General features: G+C 65.9%; 14 protein-coding genes. 5 read left to right on the forward strand and 9 right to left on the reverse strand.

The window, feature by feature from the left end; translation table 11 throughout:
* Nucleotides 1-65 precede the first annotated feature (65 nt).
* From ppnN to grxD, 4 genes are all read right to left on the reverse strand, one after another.
* The gene (gene ppnN / locus AC5P8Y_RS16075) at nt 66-1,454 is read right to left on the reverse strand and encodes a nucleotide 5'-monophosphate nucleosidase PpnN (RefSeq protein ID WP_005408855.1); all 1,389 of its coding nucleotides are present in this window, start codon (nt 1,452-1,454) and stop codon (nt 66-68) included.
* A 252-nt stretch (nt 1,455-1,706) separates the two neighbouring features.
* Entirely contained in the window at nt 1,707-4,955 is a 3,249-nt protein-coding gene (locus tag AC5P8Y_RS16080) for a TonB-dependent receptor (RefSeq protein WP_080354653.1), read from the reverse strand.
* A 232-nt stretch (nt 4,956-5,187) separates the two neighbouring features.
* Nucleotides 5,188-5,964, reverse strand: coding sequence for an SDR family NAD(P)-dependent oxidoreductase (locus AC5P8Y_RS16085; protein ID WP_049431903.1), 777 nt, complete (start codon nt 5,962-5,964; stop codon nt 5,188-5,190).
* On the reverse strand, nt 5,961-6,281 hold the full coding sequence (gene grxD / locus AC5P8Y_RS16090; protein WP_005408852.1) for a Grx4 family monothiol glutaredoxin: 321 nt from the start codon (nt 6,279-6,281) through the stop codon (nt 5,961-5,963). Before grxD ends, AC5P8Y_RS16085 begins: the two co-directional genes overlap by 4 nt.
* Nucleotides 6,282-6,402: 121 nt before the next feature.
* Here grxD and AC5P8Y_RS16095 point away from each other — a divergent pair, with 121 nt between their 5' ends.
* The gene (locus AC5P8Y_RS16095; protein WP_032966020.1) at nt 6,403-6,981 is read left to right on the forward strand and encodes a superoxide dismutase; all 579 of its coding nucleotides are present in this window, start codon (nt 6,403-6,405) and stop codon (nt 6,979-6,981) included.
* A 114-nt stretch (nt 6,982-7,095) separates the two neighbouring features.
* Here AC5P8Y_RS16095 and AC5P8Y_RS16100 read toward each other — a convergent pair whose 3' ends face one another.
* From AC5P8Y_RS16100 to purE, 3 genes are all read right to left on the reverse strand, one after another.
* Entirely contained in the window at nt 7,096-7,437 is a 342-nt protein-coding gene (locus tag AC5P8Y_RS16100; protein ID WP_049431900.1) for a carboxymuconolactone decarboxylase family protein, read from the reverse strand.
* Between the two features lie 112 nt (nt 7,438-7,549).
* The gene (locus AC5P8Y_RS16105; RefSeq protein ID WP_049431897.1) at nt 7,550-8,698 is read right to left on the reverse strand and encodes a 5-(carboxyamino)imidazole ribonucleotide synthase; all 1,149 of its coding nucleotides are present in this window, start codon (nt 8,696-8,698) and stop codon (nt 7,550-7,552) included.
* Nucleotides 8,695-9,198, reverse strand: coding sequence for a 5-(carboxyamino)imidazole ribonucleotide mutase (gene purE / locus AC5P8Y_RS16110; protein WP_495202089.1), 504 nt, complete (start codon nt 9,196-9,198; stop codon nt 8,695-8,697). The genes AC5P8Y_RS16105 and purE overlap by 4 nt, the downstream gene beginning before the upstream one ends.
* A 58-nt stretch (nt 9,199-9,256) precedes the next feature.
* On the opposite strand from purE, the gene AC5P8Y_RS16115 reads away from it, so the two are divergent.
* The 4 genes from AC5P8Y_RS16115 (at nt 9,257) to AC5P8Y_RS16130 (ending at nt 11,907) form a co-directional block, all read left to right on the forward strand.
* A complete protein-coding gene (locus AC5P8Y_RS16115) occupies nt 9,257-9,526 on the forward strand; it encodes a Trm112 family protein (protein WP_005408847.1) in 270 nt (89 codons plus the stop codon).
* Nucleotides 9,523-10,374 carry a carboxylating nicotinate-nucleotide diphosphorylase gene (gene nadC, locus AC5P8Y_RS16120; protein ID WP_005408846.1) on the forward strand — a complete coding sequence of 284 codons (852 nt, stop codon included), beginning with the start codon at nt 9,523-9,525 and terminating at the stop codon, nt 10,372-10,374. The genes AC5P8Y_RS16115 and nadC overlap by 4 nt, the downstream gene beginning before the upstream one ends.
* 113 nt (nt 10,375-10,487) lie before the next feature.
* Complete coding sequence (locus tag AC5P8Y_RS16125) at nt 10,488-11,489, forward strand: DUF2272 domain-containing protein (RefSeq protein WP_005412807.1); 1,002 nt, start codon at nt 10,488-10,490, stop codon at nt 11,487-11,489.
* Between the two features lie 67 nt (nt 11,490-11,556).
* Nucleotides 11,557-11,907 carry a DUF3301 domain-containing protein gene (locus tag AC5P8Y_RS16130; RefSeq protein WP_005408844.1) on the forward strand — a complete coding sequence of 117 codons (351 nt, stop codon included), beginning with the start codon at nt 11,557-11,559 and terminating at the stop codon, nt 11,905-11,907.
* A 46-nt stretch (nt 11,908-11,953) separates the two neighbouring features.
* Here the strand turns inward: AC5P8Y_RS16130 and AC5P8Y_RS16135 are convergent, their stop codons facing one another.
* Both AC5P8Y_RS16135 and AC5P8Y_RS16140 read right to left on the reverse strand, forming a co-directional pair.
* Nucleotides 11,954-12,406: a ClpXP protease specificity-enhancing factor gene (locus AC5P8Y_RS16135; protein ID WP_005412806.1), complete on the reverse strand. Its 453-nt coding sequence runs from the start codon at nt 12,404-12,406 to the stop codon at nt 11,954-11,956.
* Nucleotides 12,407-12,490: 84 nt separating this feature from the next.
* Complete coding sequence (locus AC5P8Y_RS16140) at nt 12,491-13,126, reverse strand: glutathione S-transferase N-terminal domain-containing protein (protein ID WP_005408842.1); 636 nt, start codon at nt 13,124-13,126, stop codon at nt 12,491-12,493.
* Between the last annotated feature and the right edge of the window lie 127 nt (nt 13,127-13,253).

The following is a 13,253-nucleotide window of genomic DNA, read 5'->3' on the forward strand; positions in this document are numbered from 1 at the left end:
CAAAGCCTTGACGACCCGCACCTTCCCACCCCGGCCGGCGCGATCCCCATCGCGCCGGCCCGGGCTCAGGCCAGCACCTGGTAGCAGGGCTGGTATTCGCCAGAGATCTTCATCCGGCGCTGCTCGACGAAAGCGCGCAGCAACGCGTCCAGCGCCTGCATCATGTCCGGGTCGCCATGGATCTGGAACGGTCCGAACTGTTCGATGCGACGCATGCCGTCTTCCTTCACGTTGCCGGCGACGATGCCCGAGAACGCGCGGCGCAGGTCGGCCGCCAGCGCGTGCGGCGCACGCCCGTGGTGCAGGTCCAATGCGGCCATCGCCTCGTGGGTGGGCACGAACGGCTGCTGGTACTCCCACGGAATCTCGATCGACCAGTTGAAGAAGAACGAGTCCTTCTGCGCCAGGCGGTGCTCGCGCACGCGCTTGATGCCATTGGCCATCTTCTTCGCCACCGCCACCGGGTCGCCGATGATGATCTCGTAGCGCTCGGCGGCCGCGTCACCCAGGGTCAGACGGATGAAGCGGTCGATCTGCTCGAAGTACGGCGCCGCCACGGTCGGTCCGGTCAGGATAAGCGGGAACGGCAGGTCCTTGTTTTCCTCGCGCAGCAGGATGCCGAGCAGGTACAGGATCTCCTCGGCGGTACCGACGCCACCGGCGAACACGATGATGCCGTGGCCGATGCGGACGAAGGCCTCCAGGCGCTTCTCGATGTCCGGCATGATCACCAGGTGGTTGACGATCGGGTTCGGCGACTCGGCGGCGATGATGCCCGGCTCGGTCAGGCCGATGTAGCGCGTCACGGTACGGCGCTGCTTGGCATGTGCGATCGTGGCACCCTTCATCGGACCCTTCATCGCGCCCGGGCCGCAGCCGGTGCAGATGTCCAGGCCGCGCAGGCCCAGTTCATAGCCCACCTGCTTGGTGTACAGATACTCGTCGCGCGAGATCGAGTGGCCGCCCCAGCACACCACCAGGTTCGGGTCACCCGGGTTGAGGATGCGCGCATTGCGCAGCAGGCCGAACACCGCGTTGGTGATGCCCTCGGACGACTCCAGCTCGGCCGCGTAGGCAGGGCCCATCTCGATGGCCATGTAGGCCAGGTCACGCACCACGGCGAACAGCAGTTCGGCAACACCGCGGATGATCTCGCCATCGACGAAGGCCATGGCCGGTGCGTTGACCAGGTCGATGCGCACGCCGCGATCCTGCTGCGCGACCTGGATGTCGAAATCGGGATACAGATCGCGCGCCGCGCGCGGATCGTCAGAGGCACTGCCGCTGGTCAGCACGGCCAGCGCGCAGCGGCGCAGCAGCTCGTGCATGCCGCCGGCAGAGGCATCGCGCAGGCGGGCCACTTCGGCCCGCGACAGCACATCCAGCCCACCGCGCGGGTAGATCCGTGCGTCCTGCACCGGCAGTGCGCGGGCTGATTTTTCGTTCGTGGTCATGTCCAATTTTTTGCTTCCTTCAAGGTTTCCGACTGTACTGCCGCCCCCTTAAAAAGCAAAACGGCCGGGAAGCCCGACCGTTGGATGTGTGCTCCCCGCGTTCGCCTTTCCGGGACCGCATCGGCGGCGTTGGCACCGCGCACATTTCCGGATGCTACGCCGATGCAGAGTGGCCCGCAAGGACTTTCGCCTGAACGGAAAACGGCCGGGTTTCCCCGGCCGTTTTCACTTACCGCTTCAGGCTCTGATTGATCAGAACTTGTACTTCACAGTCAGCTGCATGGACCAACGCGACACGGCAGTGTTGCCCTTGTCGTTGTTGTTTTCCTGGATCGACGAATCATCCGCACCGGTGAACGAGTACACATACTTCCCGGTGGCCGGATCGATACCTGCGAAGTTGCCCACGCGGCGGGTTGCATAGAAGCCGTAGTCGTCGATCAGGCCCCACTTCTTGTTCAGCAGGTTGCCGACATTCATGATGTCGAGGGCGACTTCACCCTTGTGACCCTTCACGAAGCCCGGGAATTCCTGGCTGATGCGGACGTCGAAGCTGTTGACCCACTTGGCGCGGTGCGAGTTGGCCGGGACCACGCTGCCACGGTAGGCATCGAGTTCCGGGTTCTGCGCCAGCCAATCGAAGAACTTCTTCTCCATCGTTGCGCCGCCAGTGAACAGCACGTCGCCCACACCCTTCGGCACGTAGAACAGATCGTTGCCGATCGCACTGTCGCCGTTGGCATCGTTGTAGAACACGTAGCTGTACGGACGGCCCGAGCGACCTTCGTAGAACAGGCCGATACGGGTAGCGTTGTCACCGAAGAAGTTGTGCTTCCACTCCAGGGTGCCGGTGATACGGTCCTTGATCGCATAGCGCGAGTTGTACGCGATGTTCTCGTTGGCGTTCAGGATCTGGGTGTTGTTCCAGTTCGAGGTGTTCTGCGAGCTGGTCAGCGGGCTCACTTCCTTCGACTGGGTGTAGGTGTAACCCAGCGACCAGCCCCAGTTCTCGGTCAGCGGCTTGGCCAGCGAGAAGGTAGCCTGGCTGCCACGACCCTTGTCGGTGTTGCGCAGCAACATCACGTCACCGATGTTGTTCGGACGGTTGGCGCGGTTCAGCGCGCCGTTGGTGCCGTTTTCCATACCAAGGTTGTCGCCGGAACGGCTGTCGATCTTGCTGTTGGCCTGATTCAGACCTGCCGGGTTCCAGTAGAGCTCACGACCGTCCTGCGCCGAAACGAAGGTCGCACCCTTGCCCTTGCCGTCCGTCAGGTCCAGACGTTCGAAGTACAGACCATCCTTGACCTTGGTGAACAGCACTTCAGCCGACGCCACGATGCCGTACCACGGCAGCTCATGGTCGAACGCCAGGTTGGCCTTCCACACCGACGGCAGGCGGGTGCCCGGAGCGATAATGTCCACGTTCTGGCGAGCAATGATCTTCGACGGATCCGGAATGAACGGATTGTCGGCATCAGCACTGAAACCACCCGGGTTGCCACTGACGTTGTACTCAACGTAGTTCAGACCGGTGTTCTGGTAGGCACCTGCCAGCCACACGTTCGGTGCTGCACCGCCGAACAAGCCAACGCCACCACGCAGCTGAGTCGGACGATCGCTGTCGAAGGTGTAGTTGAAGCCAACACGCGGCTGGAACAGGCTCTTGTCCACCAGCTTGGTGTTGTCGTAGCCGTAGCGCGACTGGATGTCGGTGTTGTACTTGTTCTGGCTGGTGAAGTCCGGGATATCGAGACGGACACCAAACATCAGGCTCAGGTTGTAGTTGATCGCCCAGGTGTCCTGGATGAACAGGCCAGTGTTCTTCAGATGGAACTTGGCCGGAATATCATCCAAGCTGCCACCCGGACGCGGCACCCGCAGCTGGTAGCCGTTGGCGGTACCCTTCAGGAACGACGCCAAGTCGCGGAAGTCATACGCGCCGTACAGATTACGGCCGTAGAAGTTCATCAGGTTATTGTCGGTGTAATCGAAACCGAACTTGACGGTGTGGTCACCGATGTACCAGGTACCAGCACCGAAGGCGCTCAGCTCCTTCGACTCGACCAAGTTGGTGTGAGTGTTCTGCTCGGTGCCCAGGTACAGCGAGTTGTTGCCGAAGCGCACGCGCATCTGCGGCAGGTGCGAGGCCGCGACACGATTGGACGAGTAGTCCTTGTGCGAAACCTTGAACTCGGTCGAGAAGTTCTCAGACCAGTCACTGAACAGTTCACCCATCCAGGTTTCGTACTGGGTCGGCTGGGTGTACCAGAAGTCACTCAGCGACAGCGCGCTGCTGCTGACCTGCGGGAAGCGGACGACGTCCTGCTTCATCTTGTTGTAGCGCAAGGCCGCACGGTGGTTCTCGTTGATGTTCCAGTCGAGCTTGACGGCGTACTCTTCGATCGTCGTCTTGTTGTTCAGACCGTCAACGCCGCCGACCGGATAGCCCAGATCACTCATGCGCTTCTGGACTGCCGAGATATCGGCGTCACTGATGCCGCCCTTGGACGGATCCTTGTTGTACGGGCTGTCACTCAGGCTCACGCCGCCGCCGCTACGCTCGTACTTTTCATAGTTGGTGAAGAAGAACAGCTTGTCCTTGAGGATCGGACCGCCGAACGTCATGCCGTAGGTCTTCTCGTCCTTGAAACCATTGAAGTCCGACTTGTCACCTTCCAGGCGCGAACGGACCATGTCCTTGTCGCGGTACGAGCCGTACACGGTGCCGTGGAACTCGTTGGTACCCGACTTGGTCACGGCGTTGATCACCGCACCGGTACCGCCGGAGATGGTGGTGTCGTAGTTGGCCAGGTCGATGTTGATTTCCTGGATGGCGTCCATCGACACCGGCTGACGCTCGGTCGGCAGGTTGTTGGAGCCCAGGCCGAACGGATCGGAGGCGCTGATGCCGTCGATGCGGATGGCGTTGTAGCGGGTGTTCTGGCCACCGGCCGAGATCGCACCGTCAGCCTTGCTGACCTGCGAGATGCGCGGGTCCAGGCGGATGTAGTCCTGGATGTTGCGGTTGGCCGACGGCAGCGCGTCCATCGTTTCGCGGGTCACGTTGCTGCCGGTGCCCATCTTGTTGGCGCTGAACAGGTCCAGGCCGCCGGCGGTCGCAACAACGTTCACCGCGTCCAGGTTGGTCGCAGCCAGGTCACCGCCCAGGTTGGCGTTGACGGTGTTGACCTGGTTCAGGTTCAGGTAGACACCCTCTTCGGTCTTGGTACCTTCACCGGACTTGGTGATGGTGATGGTGTACGGACCACCCACGCGCAGGCCGCGCGCGTTGTATCGACCCGACGCATCGGTGGTGGCACGCGAAACGGTGCCCGACTCGGTGTGGGTGATGGTGACTTCAGCGCCGGCGACAGGCTGGCCTGCGGCGGACATCACCTGGCCGCCGACACCGGCAGAGGTGCTCTGGGCGAAGGCGGGAGCGGCGGCGAGCGCAGCCACGAGACCAAGGGTGAGCTTGGACATCCGGAGTGGGTGGGTCATTTTTCGGTAGCCTCGATGCGAGTTGGCGATGGCGGAAAAAAAGCGCATCCAAACAGCCCTGCGGGTGGCTGGTCGGAGATTTATCTGGGGTTCCCTACCGCTTGGCTGAAGGCAGCCATAACGGTTAACACTAGATTAACACGCTACGCCATCAATGTGACGGTTGTGCGACAAACGGCACCGGATCGCAACGCAATCGTGACGGGTTCTTCACTCCGCCTTTCCCCCGGCCTCATTCCGGCAGGAGCGCCTCACTGGCGTCGAGAACCCGGCCCCGCCAGGCAAGCCCAGCGCCGGACAGCAGGGTCACGGCCGCCGCAGCGGCGGCCTCCGGGCCCCGGGCGGCCGGGTCCTGGTCGACGGAATAGGCCCTGGCGCGCAGCGCCGTGCGCAGGGGGCCCGGATACAGGCCGCTGACCCGCACCGGGCTGCGGCCGAGTTCGTCATGAAGGCTGGTGATGAGCCCGCGCAGGCCATGCTGGGCCACACCGTATCCCCCCCAATAGGCCTGCCCCACCCGTTCGGAGGCATCGACCGCAAACACCAGGGCCGCGTCCTCGCGCTGCCGCAGCAGCGGCAGGCAGGCCTGGGCCAGCCACGCCGGGGCAGTGAGCGTGACATGCACCGCACGGGCGAAACTGGCCGGGTCGGCCAGTTCGAACGGGGTCAATCCGGGGAAATGGGCGGCACAGACCAGCACTCCATCCAGGCGCCCCAGCTCGCGCTGCAGGGCCTGGGCCAGTTCGGCATAGTCGTCGGGGCCCGCACCCTCCAGATCCAGCGGATACAGCAGCGGTTCCGGGCCGACGGCCTGGACCTGGGCGTAGACACGGTCCAGGCGGCGCGGCTTGCGGCCCAGCAGGACCACGGTGGCCCCGGCGGCGGCGGCGGCAACGGCCGCCGCACTGCCCAGCCCACCGCCGGCGCCGGCAACCAGCACCACGCGATCCTGCAACGGGCGGCCATCGAGCGCCCCGTTGGTCGGTGACGTCGATGGCCAGGCACTCATCCCTGGGTCGCCTCTTCGACGATGCGCTTGAGCTCGCCGGCTTCAAACAGTTCCAGGACGATGTCGCAGCCGCCGATCAGCTCTCCATTGATGAACAGCTGCGGGAAGGTCGGCAGGTTGGAGAACCGCGGCAGGTTGGCGCGGATCTCGGGTTCTTCCAGCACGTTGACGGTGCGCAGGGTGACCGCGCCGGCTGCCATCAACGCCTGTACGGCGCGGCTGGAGAAACCGCACATCGGGTATTGCGGGGTGCCCTTCATGAACAGCACGAGTGGGTAACGATCGACCTCGGCCTGGATTTGCTGCATTACCGCCACAACCTCACTCCTTGCTTCGCCGGACAAACCGACCGCGGTGGTCGGCTAGACTGCCCACGGTAGCCGCCATTGTAAGCGGATGGAACCGGCTGCCGCCGCCCCTCTGGCCACGAACCTGTCCATGCCTGTCGAATTGCCTGCCCTGCCCTACCTTTCCGGCTCCCTGCAGCCGCACCTGTCCGCACAGACCCTGGAGCTGCACCACGGCCGCCACCATCGCGCCTACGTGGATGCGGTCAATGCCGGCATCCTCGGCACCGAGTGGGAAGACGCGTCACTGGAAGAGATCGTCCGCCAGGCCCAGGGCAAGCTGTTCGATGCGGCCGCCCAGGCGTGGAACCACGGCTTCTACTGGCAGTGCCTGCGGCCTCGTGGCGGTGGCGAACCGCAGGGCCGCCTGGGCGAGCTGGTGAAGCGTCAGTTTGGCGACGTGCAGCGCCTGCGCGAGGAATTCAACCGCACCGCGCTGGGCCTGTTCGGCTCCGGCTGGGTGTGGCTGGTGCAGCATCCGGGCGGGCAGCTGGGCATCCAGGCGACCCGCAATGCCGGCACGCCGCTGACGGGTGAAAGCACGCCGCTGCTGTGCTGCGATGTCTGGGAGCACGCCTACTACACCGACTACCAGAATGATCGCGCGCGCTATCTGGACGCGTTCTGGCAGATGGTCAACTGGGAATTCGCTGAGAGCCAGCTACGCTGAGGCAACGGCTCCGCCCCGGGGTGGTGCCGGCCGCTGGCCGGCATCCCCATCGGTGTACAGAGATGGCGAATCTGCCGGCCAGCGGCCGGCACTACCGGAAAGCAGAGCGTGGCTTCACGCGTTCTCGTGCGCGGCCACCGCATCCATCACCCGCGCCGAGTACACCAGCGCCGCACCGGCATTGAGCGACACCGCCACACCCAGCGCCTCGGCGATTTCCTCGCGGTTGGCACCGTGCTTCAGCGCGGCATCCACGTGCACGGTGATGCAACCGTCGCAGCGGGTGGTCACCGCCACCGCCAACGCGATCAGCTCGCGGGTCTTCGCATCGAGGTGGTTGGTCTGCGCGCCAGCGTTGGCCAGGGTGGCGTAGCCCTTGACCGTATCCGGTGAGAGCCTGCCGATCTCACCGATACGGCCCTTCAGTTCCTTGCGGTAGGCATTCCAGTCGAGCATGGTCGTGACTCCTGTAAAAGGAGTTCCACGCTACCACCGGGAATGTTGCGCCGACGCCTGCACCGGCGCGCCACAGCGTTGCACTGCCGGCCAGCGGCCGGCACTACCGGACTCAGCGATTGCGCAGCGCGTGCACCGCCGGCGCCACCTGGGCCTGGCGATCCAGCTCCAGGCCGACCTGCTCCAGCGCATCGGCCAACGCGGCAGCATCGTCATCGCGCAACGTGGCGTGGCCGACCTTGCGGCCTTCGCGCGGCTCCTTGCCATAGTCGTGCCAATGGCCGCTGGCCTGGCCCAGCACCGGTGCCGGGTCCGGCATCGCACCCAGCCAGTTCAGCATGCAGGCGTGGCCAAGCATGCGGGTGCTGCCCAGCGGCAGGCCCAGCACGGCACGCAGATGGTTCTCGAACTGCGAGGTCTCGCTGCCCTCGATGGTCCAGTGGCCGGAGTTGTGTACGCGCGGCGCCATCTCGTTGGCCAACAGCTCGCCATCGCGACAGAACAGCTCCAGCGCGAACACGCCGACGTACTGCAGGTGCTCGGCGACACGGCGGGCATAGCCGATCGCGGCCTGCTGCTCGGCATCGGACAGCACAGCCGGTGCCACGCTGGCCGACAGCACGCCGTCGACATGCCAGTTGCCGGTGACCGGCCAGGCTTCGAAGCTGCCATCGCGGCCACGCACGGCGACCACGCTGACCTCGCGCTGGAACGCCACGAAGCCTTCCAGGATCAGGCCGGTACGCTCGACCTGCGCGCCCAGTGCATCCCACGCGGCGTCGATGTCGGCCTCGCTGCGCAGGCGGAACTGGCCCTTTCCGTCATAACCAAGGCGGCGGGTCTTGAGGATGCACGGCAGGCCGAACTCAGCCGCCTTCGCAGCCAGCTCGTCACGGCTGCGGATATCAGCGAAGGCCGGCAGCGGGATGCCCAACTGCTGGAACAGGGTCTTCTCGCTCAACCGGTCCTGGGCCACCGCCAGCGCGGCCGGCGGCGGATAGACCGGCACGCGGTTGGCCAGGAACTGCGCGCTGTCTGCGGGCACGTTCTCGAAATCGAAAGTGACCACATCGACCTTGGCGGCGAACTCCGCCAGCGCGTGGCGGTCATCGAAGGCACCGACGGTGAGCGGCGCCAGCGGGCCACTGCAGGCGTCGGCCGCCGGGTCGTACAGCTGGAAGCGCAGTCCCAGCGGCGCACCGGCCAGGACCATCATGCGGGCGAGCTGGCCGCCGCCCAGGATGCCGACGGTCAGGCTCATTGGCGCGGATCGTCGTGGGCCATCACGTGTTCGGTCTGGCGTGCACGGAAGGCGTCGAGCGCCTGGCCGATCGCCGGCTGGTCGCTGGCCAGCATCGCAGCAGCGAACAGCGCCGCGTTGGACGCTCCGGCATTGCCGATGGCGAAGGTGGCGACCGGGATGCCGGCCGGCATCTGCACGATCGACAGCAGCGAATCCATGCCGTTGAGGGCCTTGGACTGCACCGGCACGCCCAGCACCGGCACGGCGGTCTTGGCGGCGATCATGCCCGGCAGGTGGGCGGCCCCGCCGGCGCCGGCGATGATCGCGCGCAGGCCACGCGGACCCGCCTGCTCGGCGTAACTGAACAACACATCCGGCGTCCGATGCGCGGACACCACCTTCACTTCGAACGGAACACCCAGGGCTTCAAGCTTCTGGGCGGCGTGCTGCATGGTTTCCCAGTCGGAACGGGAACCCATGACGATGCCGACAAGCGGCGCGATCGGGTTGGGGGTCATTGGCCGTCACCTGCCTTAAAGACGTATTCTAGCCATCTTCCACGCAAGACGAAGAACCATGGATCGCAAGCTGCTCGACCTGCTGGTGTCGCCGGACACCCGCCAGCCCCTGTCCCTACTGGATGGCAAGGGCCTGGAAGCCCTCAACAAGGCCATTTCCGCCGGCGCGGTGAACAAGGCCGATGGCAACCCGCTGGCGCAGCCACTGCGCGAAGCGCTGGTCACCCGCGACCGCAAGCAGGTGTTCCGCGTTGACGACGGCATCCCGGTGCTGCTGGCCGAGGAAGCCATCCCGACCGCCCAGATCGCCGACTTCCCGGCCGCATGAGCGCGCTGCCGACGCCGGATGCGGCCGTTGTCGCCGCCGATGTCGCGCGTGCGCTGGCCGAGGACCTGGGCAGCGGCGACGTCACCGCCGCCCTGCTGCCCGACCAGGCCGACAGCGCTTACCTGCTGTGCAAGCAGGACGGGGTGATTGCCGGCCGTCCGTGGTTCGACGCCACCCACCGCGCACTCGACCCGGACGTGCGCATCGAATGGCGTGTCTCCGAAGGTGACGCAGTCACCGCAGGCACCGTGCTGGCCCTGCTGCACGGGCGCAGCCGCAGCCTGGTCAGCGCCGAGCGCACCTCGCTGAACTTCCTGCAGACGCTGTCTGGCACCGCCACCACCACTGCCCGCTACGTGGCGGCGGTGGCCGGTACCGGCACGCGCATCCTCGACACCCGCAAGACTCTGCCTGGCCTGCGCCTGGCGCAGAAGTACGCGGTGCGCTGTGGCGGCGGTGACAACCACCGCTTCGGCCTCTATGACACGGTGATGCTGAAGGAAAACCACATCCGTGCCGCCGGTTCGCTGGCCGCGGCGGTGGCCGCCGCGCGCCGGCAATGGCCCGCGCTGCCGCTGGTGGTCGAGGTCGAGGACCTGGCCCAGCTGCGCCAGGCGCTGGAAGCCGGTTGCGAGCGCATCCTGCTGGATGACTTCAGCCCCGACCTGCGCCGCGAGGCAGTGCGCATCACGGCGGGCCGCATTCCGCTGGAAGTATCCGGCAGCGTGGGCCTGGGTGGCCTGCGTTCGATCGCCGAGGACGGCGTTGACTGCATCTCCATCGGTGGACTGACCAAGCACGTGCAGGCCATCGATCTGTCGCTGAAGCTGGGCCCGCCGCCGGGTTGAGGCCTGGCGTGGGGGCCGATTCCTTTTCCATGGAAAAGGGATCTGACCCCGTTCTCACACCCGGCGTTCACGACAGCGCTGCGACGCTGAGGTATCCCCCACAGGAGCCGCGCATGCGCCGGATGCTCTTGCCTGCCTGCCTGCTGCTGGCCGCGGCTCCGTTGTCCGCAGCGGCCGCCGAGGCCTGCGATGTTCCGCCCCGCTTCGGTCTGAGTCCGTTGGCGGTGGCCATCCGCAACACCGCCTGCAATGAGCACCGGCTCTGGTACCGGCCCTTCATCGATCGTGAAGGCCGTGCCGCCAGCCTCAGCGTCACCGAGGCCGAAAGCGATCACCTGGCAGACAATGGCCTGATCGCCTGGCAGCGCGTGGCCGGCTACTGGCGCAACAGCGGCACGCTCAATGCGATGGGCAGCATCGCGGGCGCCAGCAGCTGCCTGGCGCCGTTGGGCACGCGCTACACCGACAGCGACTGCCGCGCCTTCCTGATCGACAACCCATGGTCGGCCGCGTTCATTTCCTGGGTGATGGTGCAGTCCGGCGTTCCTGGCTTCAATACGTCGCCACGCCACATCGACTACATCCGTGCCGCCTACCAGGGCGGCCCCTCGGGCGTGCCGTACCGGCTGGTCGACCCGGCCACGGCCAAACCCGCACCGGGCGACCTGCTGTGCTTCCTGCGCGACCGCAGCACCACGCTCAGCTACAGCGGGCTGGTGCAGGCACTGGGCAATGGCTCGGTGGGCCACTGGAAATCGCATTGCGAAGTGGTGGTGGCGGCCAACCTCGGCGGCGACCAGACCCTGTACCTGGTCGGTGGCAACGTGATGAACACCGTAGCGATGCGGTTGCTGCAGCTGGATCGTACGGGGCTGATCAAGCTGCCTCCGGCACGCGAACGCAACAGCACCGGCATCGACCCCGGCTGCACGCCAGGTCGCGAGGACGAATGCAGCTTCAACCGGCAGGACTGGGCAGCGCTGCTGCAGCTGACTGCAACCTCACCGCTGGTGATGCCCTCGCCCACTGCGACGCCGATGCAGCCCACTCCGGCACCTCAACCGGTCATCGTGCCCGCGCAGCCGATGTCCAGCGAACCGCAGCCGCGGCGGTGAGTGCAGCGCTTGATCCCGCGCGCGTTCGCCGCCATCTTTGCGGGATCGCCCCCTGACGGCTGACGCCATGCCCACCCTGCTGCTGTTGCTGATTGCCGGCGGAATCATCTATTTCTTCTGGAACGCGGCGCGTTCGGCCGCCGAGCGCGCGGTCGAACTGGGGCGCAATGCCTGCCGTGCTGCCGACGTGCAATGGCTGGATCAGGCGGTGCACGCCACCGGCCTGCGCCTGTCGCGCGGCGAAGATGGCCGGCTCGGCTTCGAACGTACCTTCAAGTTCGAGTATTCCTACGACGGCATCGATCGCCACGTGGGCCGCATGGTGCTGCGCGGCGACCAGCTGATCTCATTCACTGGTCCGGGCGCGGCGCGGATCAGCCAGATCCGCGCGGATGTGGACGATGCCGAGGATGTGTAAGGGCTGAAGGCGTGCCGACCAACGGTCGGCACCCACCGTTACCTGGTTACTTGACCACGCGCAGGTTCGGGCGCCCCTTCGGCGGCGGGCTGGCTGGCGGCGTATCGTCCGGCGGCGTGCCTTCCTCGTGCAGCAGCTCATCGCTGGTCGGAGCGGTCTCGTTGCCCGGGATGTCATCCGGTAGCGCCATGCCCTGCCCGGTCTCGCGGGCGTAGACGGCCAGCACGGCGCTGATCGGCACCTGCACCGGGTAGCTGGTACCGGAGAAGCGCGCAGAGAAGCTCACCATCTCGTTGTCGATCATCAGCCGCACGACAGCACGTTCGGCGATGTTGAGCACGACCCGGCCATCCTTGACCGCCGAAGGCGGGACCTGCACGCCGGGAACGCCGGCGTCGACCAGGATGTGCGGGGTCAGCTGGTTGTCGTTGATCCATTCCACCAGCGCCCGCAGCAGGTACGGGCGGTGGCTGGTCATGTGGAAGAAGTCTTCGGTCATGCGTGAAGTGTACGCGCCCGGCGCCCCGCCGGGGCGGATCACCTGCACGCCGGTCGGCGTGCAGACGGGTAACGCAGGCCCGGATCAGACCGGCAGATCGCGCAGCTTCTTTTCCTGATCGGTCAGGCTGCGGACGAAGCCCGGATGGCGGAAGATGCGGTTGCCGTAGTCCTCGATCGCCTTGCCGTCCTTCGGCAGCGGTACGTCCAGCGACTGCAGGCGCCAGATGATCGGCGCCATCGCGCAGTCGGCCAGGCTCATTTCCGGGTTGAGGAAGAACTTGCTGGCCTTGAACAGCGGCAGCGAGGCGGTCAGCAGCTCCTTCAGGCGCTTGCGGCCAGCCTCGGCCTGGGTCTTGTTGCCGAGCTGGATGGCCTGCACCTGTGGCACCCAGTCGTGCTCGATGCGCAGCATCGCCAGGCGGATGCGCGCACGCGAGAGCGGATCGACCGGCATCAGCGGCGGATGCGGATAACGTTCGTCCAGGTACTCGCTGACCACTGATGCGGCGTACAGCACCAGCTCGCGTTCGACCAGGGTCGGCACCGAGTGATACGGATTGAGGTCGATCAGGTCTTCAGGCGGGTTCTGTGGATCGACCGGAACGAAGTCGAAGGTCACACCCTTGGCCGCCAGGACCAGGCGTACACGGTGGCACAGTACATCGTCGTTCGAGGAAAACAGCGTCAGTGTATTGCGCATGCGTACGCTCGCCGCCATCAAAGGCTCTCCCACGACAGGAGACCGCCTGCCGCATCGGCGCCGCCGGCACCGTGCCGGCGGTCGACTCCTCCCCGAGTGTGCAACCGACCATCACAAAAGCCAATAGGCCCGTGAGATGGCCGGC

The organism is Stenotrophomonas sp. YJH_SMC_12-1 (assembly GCF_059370935.1).

Coding starts and splice junctions, on each gene's coding strand:
- AC5P8Y_RS16105 (WP_049431897.1), bottom strand. CDS start 8,698: ATGAGCCTGACCGTCGGCATCCTGGGCGGCGGCCAGCTCGCCCGCATG.
- nadC (WP_005408846.1), top strand. CDS start 9,523: ATGAGCGCGCTGCCGACGCCGGATGCGGCCGTTGTCGCCGCCGATGTC.
- AC5P8Y_RS16080 (WP_080354653.1), bottom strand. CDS start 4,955: ATGACCCACCCACTCCGGATGTCCAAGCTCACCCTTGGTCTCGTGGCT.
- AC5P8Y_RS16085 (WP_049431903.1), bottom strand. CDS start 5,964: ATGAGTGCCTGGCCATCGACGTCACCGACCAACGGGGCGCTCGATGGC.
- AC5P8Y_RS16115 (WP_005408847.1), top strand. CDS start 9,257: ATGGATCGCAAGCTGCTCGACCTGCTGGTGTCGCCGGACACCCGCCAG.
- AC5P8Y_RS16100 (WP_049431900.1), bottom strand. CDS start 7,437: ATGCTCGACTGGAATGCCTACCGCAAGGAACTGAAGGGCCGTATCGGT.
- AC5P8Y_RS16135 (WP_005412806.1), bottom strand. CDS start 12,406: ATGACCGAAGACTTCTTCCACATGACCAGCCACCGCCCGTACCTGCTG.
- AC5P8Y_RS16130 (WP_005408844.1), top strand. CDS start 11,557: ATGCCCACCCTGCTGCTGTTGCTGATTGCCGGCGGAATCATCTATTTC.
- ppnN (WP_005408855.1), bottom strand. CDS start 1,454: ATGACCACGAACGAAAAATCAGCCCGCGCACTGCCGGTGCAGGACGCA.
- AC5P8Y_RS16140 (WP_005408842.1), bottom strand. CDS start 13,126: ATGGCGGCGAGCGTACGCATGCGCAATACACTGACGCTGTTTTCCTCG.
- purE (WP_495202089.1), bottom strand. CDS start 9,198: ATGACCCCCAACCCGATCGCGCCGCTTGTCGGCATCGTCATGGGTTCC.
- AC5P8Y_RS16125 (WP_005412807.1), top strand. CDS start 10,488: ATGCGCCGGATGCTCTTGCCTGCCTGCCTGCTGCTGGCCGCGGCTCCG.
- AC5P8Y_RS16095 (WP_032966020.1), top strand. CDS start 6,403: ATGCCTGTCGAATTGCCTGCCCTGCCCTACCTTTCCGGCTCCCTGCAG.